Source organism: Cupriavidus sp. 05N39, assembly GCF_056397325.1.
In genome coordinates, this window is record NZ_JBFTNE010000087.1 from 13232 (window position 1) to 30088 (window position 16857).

16 protein-coding genes and 1 tRNA gene are annotated in these 16857 nt (G+C 66.2%); 7 read left to right on the plus strand and 10 right to left on the minus strand.

Annotated features, from left to right (window positions below; translation table 11 throughout):
- Positions 1 to 32 precede the first annotated feature (32 nt).
- From AC1DN0_RS30960 to AC1DN0_RS30970, 3 genes are all read right to left on the minus strand, one after another.
- Complete coding sequence (locus AC1DN0_RS30960) at positions 33 to 1463, minus strand: sensor domain-containing diguanylate cyclase (RefSeq protein WP_441632133.1); 1431 nt, start codon at positions 1461 to 1463, stop codon at positions 33 to 35.
- Between the two features lie 247 nt (positions 1464 to 1710).
- Entirely contained in the window at positions 1711 to 2124 is a 414-nt protein-coding gene (locus tag AC1DN0_RS30965) for a hypothetical protein (protein ID WP_441632081.1), read from the minus strand.
- A gap of 181 nt (positions 2125 to 2305) precedes the next feature.
- Positions 2306 to 3784: an aminotransferase-like domain-containing protein gene (locus AC1DN0_RS30970; RefSeq protein ID WP_441632079.1), complete on the minus strand. Its 1479-nt coding sequence runs from the start codon at positions 3782 to 3784 to the stop codon at positions 2306 to 2308.
- Positions 3785 to 3958: 174 nt separating this feature from the next.
- Between AC1DN0_RS30970 and AC1DN0_RS30975 the strand changes: the two genes are divergently transcribed.
- Positions 3959 to 4315, plus strand: coding sequence for a hypothetical protein (locus tag AC1DN0_RS30975; RefSeq protein ID WP_441632077.1), 357 nt, complete (start codon positions 3959 to 3961; stop codon positions 4313 to 4315).
- A gap of 60 nt (positions 4316 to 4375) precedes the next feature.
- Entirely contained in the window at positions 4376 to 5359 is a 984-nt protein-coding gene (locus AC1DN0_RS30980; protein WP_441632075.1) for a threo-3-hydroxy-L-aspartate ammonia-lyase, read from the plus strand.
- Positions 5360 to 5377: 18 nt separating this feature from the next.
- Here the strand turns inward: AC1DN0_RS30980 and AC1DN0_RS30985 are convergent, their stop codons facing one another.
- Positions 5378 to 5683 (minus strand): single-stranded DNA-binding protein, encoded by a 306-nt coding sequence (locus tag AC1DN0_RS30985; RefSeq protein ID WP_045238616.1) that lies wholly within the window; start codon positions 5681 to 5683, stop codon positions 5378 to 5380.
- 231 nt (positions 5684 to 5914) lie between these two features.
- On the opposite strand from AC1DN0_RS30985, the gene AC1DN0_RS30990 reads away from it, so the two are divergent.
- Positions 5915 to 7537: an NAD(P)/FAD-dependent oxidoreductase gene (locus tag AC1DN0_RS30990; RefSeq protein ID WP_441632072.1), complete on the plus strand. Its 1623-nt coding sequence runs from the start codon at positions 5915 to 5917 to the stop codon at positions 7535 to 7537.
- A 17-nt stretch (positions 7538 to 7554) separates the two neighbouring features.
- Here the strand turns inward: AC1DN0_RS30990 and AC1DN0_RS30995 are convergent, their stop codons facing one another.
- Positions 7555 to 8829, minus strand: coding sequence for a TIGR03862 family flavoprotein (locus AC1DN0_RS30995; protein ID WP_477111640.1), 1275 nt, complete (start codon positions 8827 to 8829; stop codon positions 7555 to 7557).
- Between the two features lie 170 nt (positions 8830 to 8999).
- Here AC1DN0_RS30995 and AC1DN0_RS31000 point away from each other — a divergent pair, with 170 nt between their 5' ends.
- Entirely contained in the window at positions 9000 to 9377 is a 378-nt protein-coding gene (locus AC1DN0_RS31000; RefSeq protein ID WP_441628172.1) for a hypothetical protein, read from the plus strand.
- Positions 9378 to 9449: 72 nt separating this feature from the next.
- Positions 9450 to 10016: a DUF1415 domain-containing protein gene (locus AC1DN0_RS31005; protein ID WP_035859476.1), complete on the plus strand. Its 567-nt coding sequence runs from the start codon at positions 9450 to 9452 to the stop codon at positions 10014 to 10016.
- A 67-nt stretch (positions 10017 to 10083) separates the two neighbouring features.
- Here AC1DN0_RS31005 and AC1DN0_RS31010 read toward each other — a convergent pair whose 3' ends face one another.
- Positions 10084 to 10971 carry a class I SAM-dependent methyltransferase gene (locus AC1DN0_RS31010; protein ID WP_477102436.1) on the minus strand — a complete coding sequence of 296 codons (888 nt, stop codon included), beginning with the start codon at positions 10969 to 10971 and terminating at the stop codon, positions 10084 to 10086.
- 147 nt (positions 10972 to 11118) lie between these two features.
- Complete coding sequence (locus tag AC1DN0_RS31015; protein WP_441628168.1) at positions 11119 to 12069, minus strand: bestrophin family protein; 951 nt, start codon at positions 12067 to 12069, stop codon at positions 11119 to 11121.
- A 397-nt stretch (positions 12070 to 12466) separates the two neighbouring features.
- Here AC1DN0_RS31015 and AC1DN0_RS31020 point away from each other — a divergent pair, with 397 nt between their 5' ends.
- Complete coding sequence (locus AC1DN0_RS31020) at positions 12467 to 14122, plus strand: DUF342 domain-containing protein (protein ID WP_441628166.1); 1656 nt, start codon at positions 12467 to 12469, stop codon at positions 14120 to 14122.
- Positions 14123 to 14421: 299 nt separating this feature from the next.
- Here AC1DN0_RS31020 and AC1DN0_RS31025 read toward each other — a convergent pair whose 3' ends face one another.
- The gene (locus tag AC1DN0_RS31025; protein WP_477102434.1) at positions 14422 to 14961 is read right to left on the minus strand and encodes a hypothetical protein; all 540 of its coding nucleotides are present in this window, start codon (positions 14959 to 14961) and stop codon (positions 14422 to 14424) included.
- A 549-nt stretch (positions 14962 to 15510) separates the two neighbouring features.
- On the opposite strand from AC1DN0_RS31025, the gene AC1DN0_RS31030 reads away from it, so the two are divergent.
- Complete coding sequence (locus AC1DN0_RS31030; RefSeq protein WP_441628162.1) at positions 15511 to 16197, plus strand: HAD family hydrolase; 687 nt, start codon at positions 15511 to 15513, stop codon at positions 16195 to 16197.
- 116 nt (positions 16198 to 16313) lie between these two features.
- On the opposite strand, the gene AC1DN0_RS31035 is transcribed toward AC1DN0_RS31030, so the two are convergent.
- Positions 16314 to 16496, minus strand: coding sequence for a GrpB family protein (locus tag AC1DN0_RS31035; protein WP_441628160.1), 183 nt, complete (start codon positions 16494 to 16496; stop codon positions 16314 to 16316).
- Between the two features lie 66 nt (positions 16497 to 16562).
- A tRNA-Thr gene (locus AC1DN0_RS31040) sits at positions 16563 to 16638 on the minus strand.
- Between the last annotated feature and the right edge of the window lie 219 nt (positions 16639 to 16857).

A 16857-nucleotide genomic window follows, 5' to 3' on the forward strand; every position in this document is an offset into this window, starting at 1 on the left:
GGCTGATGCCGGCCCTTTCTGTTTGCGGTGCGCTATCGGCGGCGGCGTTCGCGCTCGTCGTCGAGCGCTTCGTAATGGGCGCGCTTGGCCTGGTACATGCGCGAGTCGGCCAGCTTGACGGTGTCGCTCAGGCGATCGCCGGCACTGCAGCTTGCCGTGCCGATCGACAGGCTGAGCGCGGTGCCCGGATAGAACTGGTTGTTGAGCTCGACCACCTGATGGATCTGCTCGACCACCGTGGCCGCGCCGCGTTCGTCGCGCGCCGGCAGCAAAATCATGAATTCATCGCCTCCCACCCGGGCCACGCAAGCCTGCTCGCCAACGGCCTTCTTCAGCGCCTCGCCGGTACGGCGCAGCAAGGCATCTCCGTCGCCGTGGCCGAGCTGGTCGTTGACCTGCTTCAGCCCGTTGAGGTCCACCGCGATCACGCTGACCGGCCACGGGCCCTTGCGGCCCAGGCGCGCGAGTTCGTCTTCGTAGTACGCGCGGTTGTAGAGCTTGGTCAGCACGTCGTGCTTGCCCAGGAACTCAACATAGGCCTCGGCCTTCTTGCGCGCGGTGATATCGGTCAGGGAGACCAGCACCTGGTTCCAGTCCGCCTCGTGGCCGGGAAAGACCGACCACTGCATGAACACATCCACCGGCCGGCCATCCAGCGCGTAGTTGACCACCTCGCGCTGCTGCCAGAGCTTTTCGTTCCAGAGGTCGATCAGCTGCTCGGCGAACTGGATGCGCATATTGTCGCGGAACACATCGCCCAGGCGTGACAGCAGTTCCCGCTTGGACGACGCGCTGAACATCAGCAGGGTTTGCTGGTTGACGTCGAGTACGCGGATCTCCTGCATGCAGCGCGAAATAAAATCCGGGTGCACGTTGAGGAAAGTGCGGAAATCCGTGATGCCCGCGCCGCGCACTTCGTCCAGCAGCAGCTTGACCGCGCTGAAATCCTCGACCCATAGCGAGACCGGCGAATGCTCGAACAAGCCCATCGCGTATTGCTCGCTGCGGCGCAGCTCGTGCTCGGTGGCGACGCGCGCGGTGATGTCCTCGATCGACAGCAGCACGCGTTCCCAGGTCGCCTCGTGGCCGGGCATGACCGTTGCCTCCAGCCGGATGTCCAGCCGCTTGCCTTCCAGCGTGTAGTTGACGGTCTGGCTGGAAAAACGCAACCCGCCGTCCCATAGCTGGGCGAGCTCCTCGACGTGCTGGTCGAACATATCGTCGCGAAAGACGGTATCTAGATTGCTGACGAGATCGGAAAGGTCCGAGGCGCGAAAGAGGTCGAGTGTGCGCTGGTTCACATCCAGCACCCGGATTCGTGCCGAACAACGGGCGACTTCCTGCGGGTGGGTGCGCAGGTAGCTGCGCAGGTCGCTGACGCCCTGCGCGCGCAGGACCTGGAAGTACTCGCGCACCGCGCTGAAGTCTTCAAGCCACAGCGAGACCGGCGCGAGCTGGAACATGGTTTTGTATTCGGCGTCGATACGCGACGTCTCAGTCGTGGCTACCAATCTCTTTTCTCCCTTTCCCGATAAGCGCGCCAGCCGGGCCGGAGCGCAGGCGGCACGGCTGATCGGGCCATCCAGAATCTGCCGGGAAGGCTGCCGCCATGCTCGCTACGGGCGATAGCATATGGCAGCAGAGGAAGAAATGGGTGGTGTGTGGTGTAAAAACACGCCTGGCGGGTTGCCGCAGGCGCTGGCCCGCCGCTCAGGCCTGGCGGGAAAGCTCGGCAATGCGCGCGGGCGCGTGCCCGTGCGGCGATTTTTCTTGCTCGGCAATCAGTTGCAGCGTGGCCGCCTGCAGCAGCGAGCCGGCGGTCAGATGGGCGGCCAGCGTGCGCAGCTCGTCGAGCTTGCCGCCGGCTGCGGTTTGGGCGTAAGTCATGTCGGTGACTGTCTGGACAGGAACATGGCGGATGGTATCGGCAAGCAAGCCATGTTCGCTTTGTCCTTGATCATGCTTCGTGTGTCCGGCGCCGTCCTTGGCGTCATGGCCAGCCTTGGTCTCGCGGATGTCCGCGCGCGGCGCCAGGCGATGCGCCTGGTCGGCGCGGCGAGCCGTGCAAAGGCGCAAGGCGGAACCCACGGTCTCGACGGCAAGGGGGAGGGAGGGGTGCGGCATCTGGTTCTCCTTGTGAGCGTGGGCTGCCGGTTTCGGCAATGTTCGCAAGGATGCCGGCAGCCCCCGAGGGTGCCTAGGGGGCTGCGATGAACGGCGCGATGGGAGGAGTGAATGGTGGCGCCGGGCGACGGATGCTGCGCTCCAGGCCGCGTTGCCCGGCGCCGGCCGTGGCTGGCGGCCCTCAGCCGCCGCGCCTGGCTCCCGCGCCGCCCTGTGGCCCTGGCTTGTCGGCCACGCGCGCCACCACGCCTGCAAGCGTGCGCAGCGCGCGCTCGATGGCAGGCGAGTACGGCGTGCCGCAATTGAGCCGCAGGAAATGGTCGAAACGGTTGGAGTTGGAGAACATCACGCCGGGGACCACGCGGATGCCGGCCTCCATGGCCTTGTCGAACACCGTCTCGGACGATACCGATCCCGGCAACTCCACCCACAGGTGCAGGCCGCCGTTCGGGTTGGAGGCGCGCGTGCCCGCGGGGAACTCGGCTGCAATCGCTTGCGCCACCTGCCCGCGCTGGCTGCGCAGTTGCTCGCGCAGGCGCCGCAGGTGACGCTCGAAGGCGCCCGACCCCATGTACTCGGCGGCAGCGATCTGCGCCAGCAGTTCGTTGGGCCGCGACTGGCTGTACTTGAGCATCTCCACGCGCGCCTGCCATCTGCCCGCGGCAATCCAGCCCAGCCGCATGCCAGGGGCCAGTATCTTGTGCAACGAGGCGCAATGGATCACGCCGCCGCCGCGGTCCCAGGCCTTGAGCGCGGCCAGTGGCGCGTCGCTGTCCGCCAGCGCGGAGAAGCAGTCGTCCTCGATCAGCGCGATGGCGCGCTGCTCGCACCATGCCACCAGTTGCGCCTTGTTGGCGTCCGGCATGATGCTGCCCAGCGGATTCTGCAGGTTCGGCACCACCACCACGGCGCGGATGTTGTCGTAGGTTTGTGCCGCCAGTTCCAGCGCTTCGAGCGAGATGCCGGTCTGCGGGCTGCTGGGAATCTCCAGCGCCCGCATGCCCAGGCTTTCCAGTATCTGCAGCAGGCCGTAGTAGGTGGGCGACTCCACGGCAATCACGTCGCCCGGGCGCGCCACCGCGCGCAGGGCAAGGTTGAGGGCTTCCGTGCAGCCATGGGTGACCATGATGTCTTCGGGCGCCACGGTGATGCGCGAAAGCAGTGCGTGCCGCGCCAGCACGGCGCGAAAAGCCGGGTGCCCTTCGGCGTCGGCGGCGCTGCCGAACAGATACGGGTGGCGCCGCAGCGCGCGCGCCGCGGCATTGCGCAGGGCCTCCGCCGGGTAGAGTGCCGGCGCGCCGCAGGCGCCGGCGAAGCTCACCTCGACCGGAAGCTGGCGTCCGCGTGCGGTGATGGCGGAAATGCGCTCATGGATGCCGACGTACTGCGCGGGGTCCGGCAGCGTGGCGGCGGGTTCCTCGATCGGTGCCAGCGGCTTGTGGCGGGTATGCCGCACGAAATAGCCCGAGCGCGGCCTGGCTTCGAGCAGGCCATCGCTCTCCATCTGCCGGCAGGCTTGCAGTGCGGTGGACAAACTCACGCCATGCAGCTCCATCAGGGTGCGCACGGAGGGGATGCGATCTCCCGGCTTCAGTGCGCCGGTTTCGATGGCATGCAGGTAGTGCTGGGCGAGCTGGCGATAGAGCGGGGCGGATTCCATGCGGCATGGTGGCGCGGCGGGAGCCGGCACAACAGATACAGATGTATGGCTTCTGTATCGTAACAGATGGGTTGAGGCGCCTCTGTTATGGTTCACAAGCCGCTGGCGTGTGCCTGTTTTGGTCCGGTACTGCCCGGTAGTCTGGAACCCTGTCAAAGCCAGGGAACAGGCATCATGCAAAGCTATCGTTCAGAACCAATCATCGTCGCTGTCGAGCCGGTGCAGGTTGCCCACGCCACGCCGGCGGCGAGCGTGCCGCAAGCGCAGACGCTCGACCTCGAAACCAGCCGTGTGCTACGGTTCCATGCCCAGGCCGGCACCACGCTTTATGTGCTGGAGGGCGAAGTGGACATGGTCGAGGCGCCGCGCTGGCTGGCCGGCACGGTGTGGCGCCTGCCGCGGCGCCTGCCGGCTGGCAGCGCGGCGGAACTGCCGGCGGGCTGGGTGGAAGTGCTGGCGCGGCGAGCGGCCACGCTGCGGCTTCAGCCACCGCCGGCGCGGGCCTGGTGGGCCCGCTGGCTGGCGAGGTAACGCCGGGAGCGCCATTGGTGGCGCGGCAATGCAGGCAATGCATACATGGAGAGCAACACGATGACCGAACTGGCAATTTCCTACGACGACGTGGTCCAGGCCCACCGCCGCCTGGAGGGCGTGGCGCACCGCACGCCGGTGATGACTTCCACTACCGCCGATGCGGCAAGCGGCGCGCAACTGTTTTTCAAGTGCGAGAATTTCCAGCGCATGGGCGCGTTCAAGTTTCGCGGCGCCTATAACGCCATCGCGCAGTTCACGCCCGAGCAGCGGGCGGGCGGGGTGATCGCGTTTTCCTCGGGCAACCATGCGCAGGCGATCGCCCTGTCGGCGCGCCTGTTCGGCGTGCGCGCGGTGATCGTGATGCCGCGCGATGCGCCCGCGATCAAGATCGCCGCCACCCGCGGCTATGGCGGCGAAGTGGTGCTGTACGACCGCTATACCGAGGATCGCGAAGCCATCGGGCGCCGTCTGGCGCAGGAGCAAGGCCTGACGCTGATCCCGCCTTACGATCATCCGCATGTGATGGCCGGGCAGGGCACGGCCGCCAAGGAACTGTTCGAGCAGGCCGGGCCGCTGGATGTGCTGCTGACCCCGCTGGGCGGCGGCGGCCTGTTGTCGGGCTGCGCCGTGGCCGCGCGCGCGCTCAACCCGGACTGCCTGGTGATCGGCGTGGAGCCCGAGGCTGGCAACGACGGCCAGCGCAGCTTGCGCACCGGCAAGATCGTCCACATCGATACCCCCGCCACGCTCGCCGATGGTGCCCAGACGCAGCATCTCGGCCAGCTCACCTTCCCGGTGCTGCGCAGCCTGGTGGACGATGTGGTGACGGTCAGCGACGCGGAACTGGTCGAGGCCATGGCTTTCTTCGCCAGCCGCATGAAGATGATCGTCGAGCCGACCGGCTGCCTGGCGGCCGCAGCCGTGTTCGCCAAGCGGGTTGCCGTGACCGGCAAGCGCGTGGGCGTGCTGCTGTCCGGCGGCAATGTGGACCTGGCCCGCTTTGCCGCCCTGGTGCAGACGGCACAGCCGGCGCAGGACTGAAGGGGGCTGGCGCGCCGCTCAGTCCTGGCGGTCGTGGGCGCTCAGCATGGCATGCGCCACCAGGTCCAGCGCGGGCCGGGTGTCGCCGTTCTTGTCGGTCCAGACCTTGGGCGTCAGGCTGCCCGACAGCGCCACCGACTCGCCATCCTCCAGCGCCAGCAGCGCGGCGCGCACCTTGTCGGCAAAGGCGATCACGTTGACGATGACGGTATCGCCGTCGTTGACCGCGGCCTTGAGCTTGGCGGTGACGTATAGGCTGCCGCCCTGGCCGGTACGCTCGCTCGCATGGCCGTGGAGCCGGCCGCTGACTAGTGCGTCGATCATTTTTCTTCCTTCCTGGGATTGTCTGGTTGGGCTGCGGGCAACGCGTGCCGGGACACGTTTCCACCTTGCCGGGGTGCGGAAGATCTCACAATTTCGTGGCCTCGTGGCGGAGAATGCGGACCTTGGCCCTAAAAACGATAAAATTGCGGTCCGGCCAGCCCGACGCTCAACCAGAGTGCAGTCAGCGCCCCTTCCAGGGCCGACCCACCGGCCGCAGAATTCCAGGTTCCCATGCTACGTCTAAGTGAAGTCAAACTCCCGCTCGATCATGCCGAGAGCGATCTGAAGGCCGCCGTCCTCGCGCGCCTCGCCGAAATCGGCGTCAAGGCCGACGGCCTGACCGGATTCACCGTGTTCCGACGCGCGCACGATGCCCGCAAGCGCTCCGATATCAAGCTCACCTACATCATCGATATCGAAGTCACGGACGAAGCGGCGGCGATCAAGCGCATGGCCGGCAAGCCGAACTGGAGCGTGACGCCGGACATGGCCTACCGCTTCGTCGCGCAGGCACCGGCGCCGGGCACGGCCTTGCGCCCGGTGGTGATCGGCATGGGGCCGTGCGGATTGCTGGCTGGCCTGATCCTGGCGCAGATGGGCTTCAAGCCCATCATCCTGGAGCGCGGCAAGGAAGTGCGCGAGCGCACCAAGGACACCTTCGGCCTGTGGCGCAAGAGCGTGCTCAATCCCGAGTCGAACGTGCAGTTCGGCGAAGGCGGCGCCGGCACCTTCTCCGACGGCAAGCTGTACAGCCAGATCAAGGATCCGAAGCACTACGGCCGCAAGGTGCTCGACGAGTTCGTCAAGGCCGGCGCGCCGGAAGACATCCTCTATCTCGCGCGTCCGCACATCGGTACCTTCCGCCTGGTCAGCATGGTGGAGAAGATGCGCGCCGAGATTTTCTCGCTCGGCGGCGAGATCCGTTTCGAGACCCGGGTCGAGGATATCGACATCGAACGCGGCAAGGTGCGCGGCCTCAAGCTGTCCAATGGCGAGTACCTGGAGGCCGACCACGTCATCCTGGCGGTGGGCCACAGCGCGCGCGACACCTTTGAGATGCTGTCTGAACGCGGCGTGTTCATGGAGGCCAAGCCGTTCTCGCTGGGCTTCCGCATCGAGCATCCGCAGGGCATGATCAACAGCAGCCGCTTTGGCAAGTTCGCCGGCAACAAGCTGCTGGGCGCCGCCGACTACAAGGTGGTGCACCACGCCAGCAACGGCCGCGCGGTCTACAGCTTCTGCATGTGCCCCGGCGGCACGGTGGTGGCCGCGGCTTCGGAGCCGGGCCGCGTGGTCACCAACGGCATGAGCCAGTACGTCCGCGCCGAGCGCAATGCCAATGCCGGCATCGTGGTCGGCATCACGCCGGAAGATTTCCCTGGCGGCCCGATGGCCGGCATTGCCTTCCAGCGCCACTGGGAAGAGCGTGCGTTCGAACTCGGCGGGCGCAACTACAACGCGCCGGCGCAACTGGTTGGCGACTTCATCGCGCGCCGGCCTTCCACCGCGATGGGCTCGGTCGAGCCTTCGTACAAACCAGGCGTTACGCCGACCGATCTCTCGACCGCGCTGCCCGACTACGTGATCGAGGCCATCCGCGAAGCACTACCCGAACTCGACAAGAAAATCGCTGGTTTTGCCATGCACGATGCCGTGCTGACCGGTGTGGAAACGCGCACGTCTTCGCCGCTGCGCATCCGCCGCAAGGATGACTACCAGAGCATGAATGTGGAAGGCCTGTACCCGGCCGGCGAAGGCGCAGGCTATGCGGGCGGCATCTACTCGGCGGCCATCGATGGCATCGAGGTGGCCGAGGCGGTCGCACTGAGCATCGTCAACGGCAACGCGGCCTGAGCGCCTGCCGCGCGGCCTTAATCCGCGGCAGCGGCTTCCAGATAGGCCGCCGCGCCCAGGCCGGCGGCAAGCCCGCTGGCAAAGCAGGCGGTCAGCAGGTAGCCGCCGGTGGGCGCTTCCCAGTCCAGCATCTCGCCGGCGCAGAACACGCCCGGCATGGCACGCAGCATCAGACCGGCGTCCAGCGCCTCGAACTCGACGCCGCCCGCGCTGCTTATCACTTCGTCGATCGGGCGCGCGCGCAGCAGGCGCAAGGGTAGCGCCTTGAGCGCTACCGCCAGCCGGGCGGGATCGGCAAACGCTTCCTTCGACAGGCATTCGCGCAGCAGTCCGGCCTTTACGCCGGTGATGCCCAGCTTGCTTTGCAGATGGCTCGACAGCGAGCGCGCGCCGCGCGGGCGCTGTACCGCGTCGGCTACGCGTTCGGCACTCAGGCCCGGCGCCAGGTCGAGGTGGATCACGGCTTCCCCCGTGGCTTCGAGCAGGTCGCGCATCGGCGCGCTTAGCGCATACACCAGGCTGCCCTCGATGCCACCCGCGGTGATGACGAATTCGCCTTGGCGATAGTGTTCAATGCCATCCCGGTCGCGCAGGCCGATTGCCACCGCTTTCACCGGCTGCCCGGCAAAACGCGTGTGGAAGTGCTCGCTCCACGCTACGTCGAAACCGCAGTTGGCCGGGCGCAGCGGCGCTACCCCGACGCCGCGCGCGGCCAGCAGCGGCACCCAGGCGCCGTCCGATCCCAGTCGCGCCCAACTGCCGCCGCCCATTGCCAGCACCACCGCGCTGGCCTGCACCACGCGCTCGCCTTCCGGCGTGGCGAAGCACAGCTTGCCGGGGAAGTCGCCGCCGGCGTCCGCCCAGCCCAGCCAGCGATGCCGCATATGGAACTGCACGCCGGCTTCACGCAGGCGGTGCAGCCATGCGCGCAGCATCGGCGCGGCCTTCATGTCGGTCGGAAAGACACGGCCCGAGCTGCCGACGAAGGTACCGATGCCCAGGCCGTGCACCCAGTCGCGCAGCGCTTGCGGATCGAAGCCCGCCAGCAGCGGCGCGATCTGCGCGCTGCGGCTGCCGTAGCGCGCCAGGAAAGGCTGCGCGGCTTCGGAATGCGTCAGGTTCATGCCGCCGCGCCCGGCCATCAGGAACTTGCGGCCGACCGATGGCATGGCGTCGTACACGTCCACGCGAAACCCGCGCCCAGCCAGTGCCTCGGCCGCCATCAGGCCCGCGGGTCCGCCGCCGATCACGGCGATGCTGGCGGCTGGGAGGGGGGCGGTGGGTGCAGACATGGTTTGAATCCGGGGGAAAGCGGTCGGTCGCGGAATGCGGCGCAAGGTATGGTGCGGCGGATCGGATTATATAGGGCAGGGCGAGGCAGCTTGCCCGTGCCGGAACGCCTGCGAGGTGCAACTGCTAAGATCGCGCTTTCCCGCGTGCTAATGGTTTCCTGCGTTCCCCCATGCTCTTGCCGTCTCGCCTGTCGTTCCCGCTTCCCGCCGCGCGGGCTGTCGTGCTGGTCTTGCTGAGTCTGCTGGCAGGGGTGACACAGGCCCAGGAAACAGCGCAAGGCCTGCAGGACAAGGCGATGAAGGGCGACTTCCTGGCCCAGCGCAACCTGTCCTACTGCCTGCAGTCGGGTTGCCTCGGTCTGGAGCGCGACCGCGTCAAGGCCTGCATGTGGCGCAAGGTCATCCTGCTGTCGGGCGATCGCCATGTCACCGACCTGGATAGCGCCAATCTGGAGTACGTCTGCGGCAAGCTCAGCGCGGCCGAGCGCGATGCGGCCATGCGGCAGGCCGAGACGCTGGCGCGCCAGATCTACGCGCCGCGCCGCTAGGCGGCACCGCCTCGTAGCGGCGGTGCGGGCAGCGGGCGCTAAAATAACGGTTTAGCGCCGTCCGTCATCGCCATGTCTTTCGCTTCGCCATCCGGCCAGTCCGTCGTGCACGCCACCCAGCAATGGCTGGAGCGCGCCGTGATCGGCCTCAACCTGTGTCCCTTCGCCAAGGCCGTGCACGTGAAGCGGCAGATCCGCTATGCGGTGTGCGAGGCCACCGATACCGAGGGCGTGCTGGCCGATCTCGAAACCGAGATGCGCACGCTCGCCGATGCCGATCCCGCCGAGATCGACACCACCTTGCTGATCGTGCCGCATGCGCTGGCCGATTTCCTCGAGTACAACGATTTCCTCTACTTCGCCGAGCGCCTGCTCAAGAGCCTGCGGCTGGCGGGCATCCTGCAGATCGCCAGCTTTCATCCGGACTATGTGTTCGGCGGCAGCGAGCCGGACGACATCGAGAACTACACCAACCGCGCGCCTTACCCCATCCTGCACCTGCTGCGCGAGGACAGCATCGCGCGGGCCGTGGAGGCGTTTCCCGATGCGGCGGAAATCTACGAGCGCAACGAGCAGACCATGCGCCGGCTCGGCCACGAGGGCTGGCGCAAGCTGATGGCCGAAGACGGCGGGAAATAAAAAACGCGCCGTCGCGGCGGCGCGTTGATCAGCCCCGGCAGCGCCGGGGCCATGACGCAAGGCAGCATCAGCCGGCAGCGGCCGGCTCTTGCGTATAAAAGCGTTCTTCCATCTCCTCCAGTCCCAGCGTGCGCAGCACTTCATGCAGCCGCTCGGCCGGGCGCCGGCGCGGCAGGTCCTTGTACTGCGCGATGATCAGCTCGTTCTTCATGGAGTGCTCCCAGCCCACCAGCTCGGTCACGCTGACCTGGTAGCCGTGCGCCTCCAGTTGCAGGCAGCGCAGCACATTGGTGACCTGGCTGCCGAACTCGCGCGTATGCAGCGGATGGCGCCAGATCTCGGTGAGCGGATTGCCGGCCAGCAGCTTTGCCTTGTTCCTGCGCAGCACGCCGGCCACTTCGGCCTGGCAGCAAGGCACCACCACGATGTATTTGGCGCGCTTCTCCAGCGCGAAGCGGATCGCATCGTCCGTGGCCGTATTGCAGGCGTGCAGGGCGGTGACGATGTCGATGGTGGGCGGCAGTTGCGGCGAGGTGATCGAATCGGCCACCGACAGGTTCAGGAACGACATGCCCTTGAAGCCCAGCCGGCTGGCAAGCTCCTGCGAACTGCGCACCAGTTCCTCGCGCGTCTCGATGCCGTAGATGTGCGACTGGTCGAGCTGCTCCTTGAAGAACAGGTCGTACAGGATAAAGCCCAGGTAGGACTTGCCGGCGCCGTGGTCGACCAGCGTCACGTCGGGGTGATCCTGTTTGAGATCCTGCAGCAGCGGCTCGATGAACTGGAACAGGTGATAGACCTGCTTGAGCTTGCGGCGGCTGTCCTGGTTCATCTTGCCGTCGCGCGTGAGGATATGCAGCGCCTTGAGCAGCTCGATGGACTGGCCGGGACGGATTTCGTTGGGGCTGGACGCCGGTGCGGCGGGCGTCTTGGACGCCGGGGACTTCTGGGCCATCTGGGATGTTTCGAACCTGGGAAAAGCGGTGAGGCGTGCGCCAAAGCCGGACGACGCTGCGCCGGCACAGCGAGAGTTTACCGAAAGTCGCGCCAGGCCGGGCGAGTGATGGAAGCGGCGCATGCCGGTCCGGCCGGCAATGGCGCGTCAGTGCAGGCAGTAATCCACCGGCGCGAGCGGCGGCGGCAACTCGGTTTCGCCCAGTGCTTCCTTCATGCCGATCTCGATGGCGCGGCACAGCGCGTCGAGCGGCAGGTCGTTGGGGCTGGTGCCGAACGGCTCTTCCAGTTCATCGCCCAGCGCATCGAGGCCGAAGAAGGTATATGCCACGATCGCCACCACGATGGGCGTGACAAAGCCGATGGTATCGACCAGCCCGAACGGCAGCAGGAAGCAATACAGGTATGCGGTGCGGTGCAGCAGCAGCGTGTATGAGAAGGGGATGGGCGTGTTGCGGATGCGATCGCATGCCACCGCCGTGGCCACCATGTGCGACAAAGTGTCGTCGATGCCGGCGGCAAGGCAAGGATCGACACGGCCTTGCCGCACGCAAAGGCCCAGATCCTCGCCCATGCCCATCATCAGCGCGGCTGGGGCGTTGGTGCTGCGCTGCAGTGCAGCAAGCTCCGCGGGCCGCAGCCAGGATCGCTCCAGCCCGGTATCCGCACTGCTGCCGCGCAGGCGGTTGCGCAGCGCGTAGGCATAAGCCATGGCGCGCGAGATCATGCGAACCCGCACATCGTCCAGCCCGGCCGGGGCAGCGGCGGCGCTACCCGGCGCCTCGGCAATCAGGCCGAGGCATTGCCGAGCCAGGTTCTGGCTGCGTACCACCAGGTCTCCCCACAGCTTGCGGCCTTCCCAGAAACGGTCGTAGGCGGCGGTATTGCGAAAGCCCAGGAAGATGGCCAGCGGCAAGCCGATCAGCGTGAAGGGAATGGCCGTGAGGGTGATCTTGTGCTGGAAAAACGCACCGTGGCTGAGCGTGACGCCTACCGCCACCACCAAGTTCACCAGCAGCGCGCGCCAGATGCGGGGCAGGACCGAGCCTCGCAGGACCAGGAACAGCTTCAGTCCCGAGGGGCGTTCTCGCACGATCATCAGTGATCCTCTTTGCTACGGTGTGGCATTCCGTCGATGGACGGAAGTGTACATTTTCCGCCGCTGGCGGTGGAGCGTCCGCCGGCCAAGTCACCCGGCTCAAGTTTTCCGCGAAACGGCCGTTGGTGTTGTGTGCGCCAGAAAGGACATAGACCCTTCGGCGCGCAAATGACACCCGGCCCAGGGGCCTGCCCGGCAGGCCCGAGCATCCGGTGGCCGAGCCAACCCAGGCGTGCCGCCAGGTACGCAGCGCCAGCCATCGGCAGCATGCCGCCTCGCCATATAACCAGCGCCGGATATGCGGCGCAGGGGCGCGGCGATACCCGGGCCGGGACCGCGGGCGGCGCGGAAGACGGGGCCGCGCCGCCCGGACACGATCCATCAAGGGAAGAACTGAATGGAAAACCGGGGACAAGACACAGTAGCCGGCGTAGCCGCAGGCTTGCAGGTCAGCCTGGATGAAGGCACGCGACAGTTGCGCGCAATATTCGCCGTTGCACCGGGCCGGCTGCCGCCGGACCGCGCGGGGCTGGAAGCGGTACTGGCCGGTGGCGGCTGGGCCGAGGCCAGGATGGACACGGCCGCGATCGGCGCCTTTCTCGCGCAATGCCAGCGTGCCACGGAGGGCATGCCGGTAGAAGCGTTGATCGGCCAGTTGACGGACGGCTACTTCGAACTCAGCGTCAGCAGCGACAACCTGAGCGTACGGCTTAACCTGCTGCCGCCGCAGGGCGGCCGCGCGGTCACGCGGGACGACATCCGCACCGCGCTGGCCGAGCGCGGCGTCGTTGCGGAGCCGGACCGGGAGGTGCTGCGCGGCGCGGTCGAAGCGGGCCTGTGCGACGGACTGGAAATCGCCACGGGACGCGCCGCGCTGCCCGGCACGCCGGCTCGCTTCGAGAGCCTGCTGGCGCCGCGCAAGCCGCTGGTGGCAGAGGATGAAAGCGGCCGCATCGATCTGCGCGACCTCGGATCTTTAATGCTGGTCAACCCAGGCACGCCGCTGATGCGGCGTATCCCGGCTCGTCAGGGCACCGATGGCGTCGATGTCTTCGGCAAGACCGTGGCAGCCGTACCCGCCGCCGATCCGCCGTTCGCGGAAGGCCTGACCGGGGTGGCCCCCGATCCTGCGGATCCGGAGGTCCTGCTGGCGGCTATTTCCGGCTCGCCGGTGTTGTCGGCGCAAGGCGCCAGCGTGAGCCCGGTGGTCGATGTCGAGGCGGTGGACATGCACTCAGGCAATGTCACGTTCGACGGCACCCTGCGTGTCAACGGCGACATCAAGACCGGCATGACCGTGCGCGTGACCGGCGACGTGATCGTCAGCGGCACCATCGAGGCCGCCCATGTGGAGGCGGGCGGCAACGTGGTGGTGAAAGGCGGCATCATCGGCAAGGCCGAAGGCACTCACCAGAGTGCCGACAACGCCGCCACCGAGGCGCGGGTACGCTGCAAGGGCTCGTTGCATGCGCGCTTTATCGAAAGCGCGGTGGTGGAGGCCGGCACCGAGGTCAAGGTGGAAAGCGGCATTCGCCAAAGCGATGTCGCGGCCGGGACCAGCATCGTCGCCGGCAGCCCCAAGGGCGGCCAGGGCAATATCACCGGGGGACGCTGCCGGGCGCAACTGGCCGTGCGTACCGCCATCCTCGGTGGCGCCGCAGGCGCGGCCACCATCGTGCAGGTCGGAACCAACCCCTATGCCGAAGCCGAGAAGGCCGAGGCCGAGGCCCAGCGCCAGAAGCTGGAAGCCGAGCAGGGCAAGGTGCAGCAACTGATCAGCTTCTTCGCCAAGCATCCCGAGAAAGCCGTCGGCGACCTGCGCGAGAAGGCGCGCGCCACCCTGTTCAAGCTCACCCGCGACTCGATCGAACTCGACGCCAGGCTGGCCAAACTGGCCGAAAAGCTGCGCCCGTCTCCCGAAGCCGTGATCGAAGTAAGCCGGCGTATCCATGGTGGGGTCAGCCTGCACATCGGGCAGAAGTCGATGAAGATCATGGAGGACAAGCCGGGCGGCCAGATCCGGCTGGTGGAGGATCGCATCGCGCTGGTCTGAAACCCGCTGCCTGGCGGCGTTTTGCGCTCCGCCGGCAGCTGGCAGCCGGTTGGCCGCGCCAGGGGCATGACCACTTGGTCAGGTTGCGCGCAAGTCTCCCGGCTCATTTTGCAGAAATTTCTCCTTGTAGATTAGGAAAGGGCTGGCATGTCGGGGCATGGCTACTCGCTAAAGTAGCCACATACCGCTCCTCCCCGGGGTGGTATCCCCGATGAGGGCCCGACCCCTTGGCCCTCTTTCCATAGCGCTGCATGCTTTTGTATGCGGCGCTTCTTTTTTGCGGCTTCGGCTCCACAGTGCTACCAGACCCGAATCTTGATCTGCAGCGAAATGCAGCCGTCCACCTTGCCCCGCATGGTTGGGACATAGATCAGGTTCGCACCCAGGCGTCCGTATTCGATGCTGATGACCGGCGCGGCCATCGGGGACCAGCCGCCATGATTGATGTCCGGGTACCCGCGCACCGCGCCGGCCATCGCGCCGATCCGGAGCGGGCCCAGGTGCAAGGGCTGCCAGGAGAGACTCGCGTAAGTAGAGTGCTCGCGCATGCTGTTGCGGTACTCGCCGGCGGATAAGGTGAAATCCTCGCTCACGCGGAAATCGGCGCCGACTCCCCAGTTGTACGCGTTGTAGTGCGCCGTGTGATTGAAGTGATACGAGAGAAACCCTGCGTTCAGCCAGACCTGCGGGCTGAAGGCGGGCGCCGGGGCCTCCGGCGGCGTGGCATCGTCCGCGCGCACGGGTACGTTCCACATTGATGCGCACAAGGCAAACACCATGAGCAGTCCGCGCGGAAAAAGGCGATATCCCGCCGCGCCAGGGACTGGATAGGCATCCATGGCCGCTTCCTTTCTTGTTTTTCGTGGCTGTGGGCGGGCTGGGCGCGCATCAGTCGACGCGTGGGTCCAGCCATCCTGCGCGAGTCCGGCATGGCGCCGGTAGCCCTAGGTGGCAGCGGTATGCATGGTGTTCCCCCGGTTGCGTGGCAAACGCGAACTCGTGCCGCGTGCTTGCCGGCCGGTTCGTCATATTTCGCGGCCACCCGGTCGGGCGGTCCGTGGTTGTACTTATCGTGATACCAGTCTGGTGCTCCGGCGCGGTCGATTCAATCCGTCGAACGCTCTAAGCCTATGGAGGGGATTGGAGGGCAAGCGGTTGTCAACGTCGCGGCCGGCAGGAGCGTTCCGCGCGCCGGATGGGCCAGGATGTGGCAACAAGTATCGGGATTGAAATTAAATGAATATTTTCAAAGGTAATTTCAATCGATTTGCCTGGTCGCAATCTTTCTTCGACGTGTATGTTTTGCCTGATAGTGCAATTGGCTCGCCAGGCAGACCGGGCGTTCCGAGAGCGCGCCGGAGCTGGAATCTGAGTGGAAATGGAATCACATGACCGAATCGCCTGCCTGCTATCGTCACGAGCTGCCTGCGCGGGTTGCGATCTTCGACCTGGATGGGACGATCATCGATGCCGCCGCGGATATTGCGGCGCAGATCAATCTGCTCCTGCAGGCAAGACGCCTCCAGCCTTTGACAGTCGCCGAGGCGACCACGCTGCTCGGAGACGGGCTCAGGGTCTTTGCGTCGCGTGCGTTTCAACTGCGCGGCGCCGAGATCGGGGATGACGAATCCTCGTCGTTCATCCAGGGCTATTTGGATGCACCCGTAGCGGAGACACGGCTATATCCGGAGGTAAGGAAGGTACTGGCTGAACTGACTGGAGAGGGGTGGCGCCTGGTGGTATGCACCAACAAGATCGAGGCCGCAGCTATCCACATTCTTGAGGAACTCGGCGTTCTCTCATTCTTCGACGTAGTCTGCGGCGCCGATACAGTCCCATGCTGCAAGCCGAGCCCGGTGCACCTTCAACATGCCCTGGCGCGTGCCGGCCTGCTTCAGCAGCGTGCTGTGATGATTGGCGACAATCGCGTGGATGTGCTGGCCGCCAGGGCGCTCGGCATACCGTCGGTGTTCGCCGGGTGGGGTTACGGGCACCGCGATACGGGCAAGGAAGCCACAATAGCCGCAGCCCGCTTTGGCGACTTGCCGCCGGTCCTCGCGTTGGTGGCGGGCTGAGCGGCGGGCGCGGGCGAGCCCACTGGCTTCCCGGCGCCGCGCCTGTACGTATGTTGGTCGCGCCGGCGTGAGCGCTTCGGTTTTACTGATTCTTCAGCGCCGCGAGCACCCGTGTTTCAACCTCTCTGATCCAGGCGATCCTTGCAATCGCCGTAGGCGTGCGAGTCATTGGGGTGCAGCCGCTGGCATCGTGCCTTCTCCTGATCGTAGGCCCGAGCGACGTCGGCGTTCTGGCGAAGGCAATCCCGAAACGCAAGGTGCCGGACGATATCGTTGCATGGCGGCCAAGACCGTACCACTGGCTACATGAAGCCCAGAAACAACAAAGCCCAACCGCGATGGCTGGGCTAGGTGCTTGAATCTGTTGGTGCCGAAGAGAGGAATCGAACCCCCGACCTTCTCATTACGAATGAGCTGCTCTACCGACTGAGCTACTTCGGCCACATCGTTCGTAAGACAACCCGAACGAGCCCGCAATAATAGCAGCGTTTATTTTTCCTGTGAACCCCTGCGCCAAAAAAATCCTCGGAGCGAACTGCGGTTGCCGCCTCAGGGTGGCGCCGCGGCCATTCGGATGGCGTTCTTGGCTCAGGCCAGCACGATCACCGCGGTGGATGCAGCGGAGGTTATTCGCGATGCAGCGACCGACCGCACCAACCG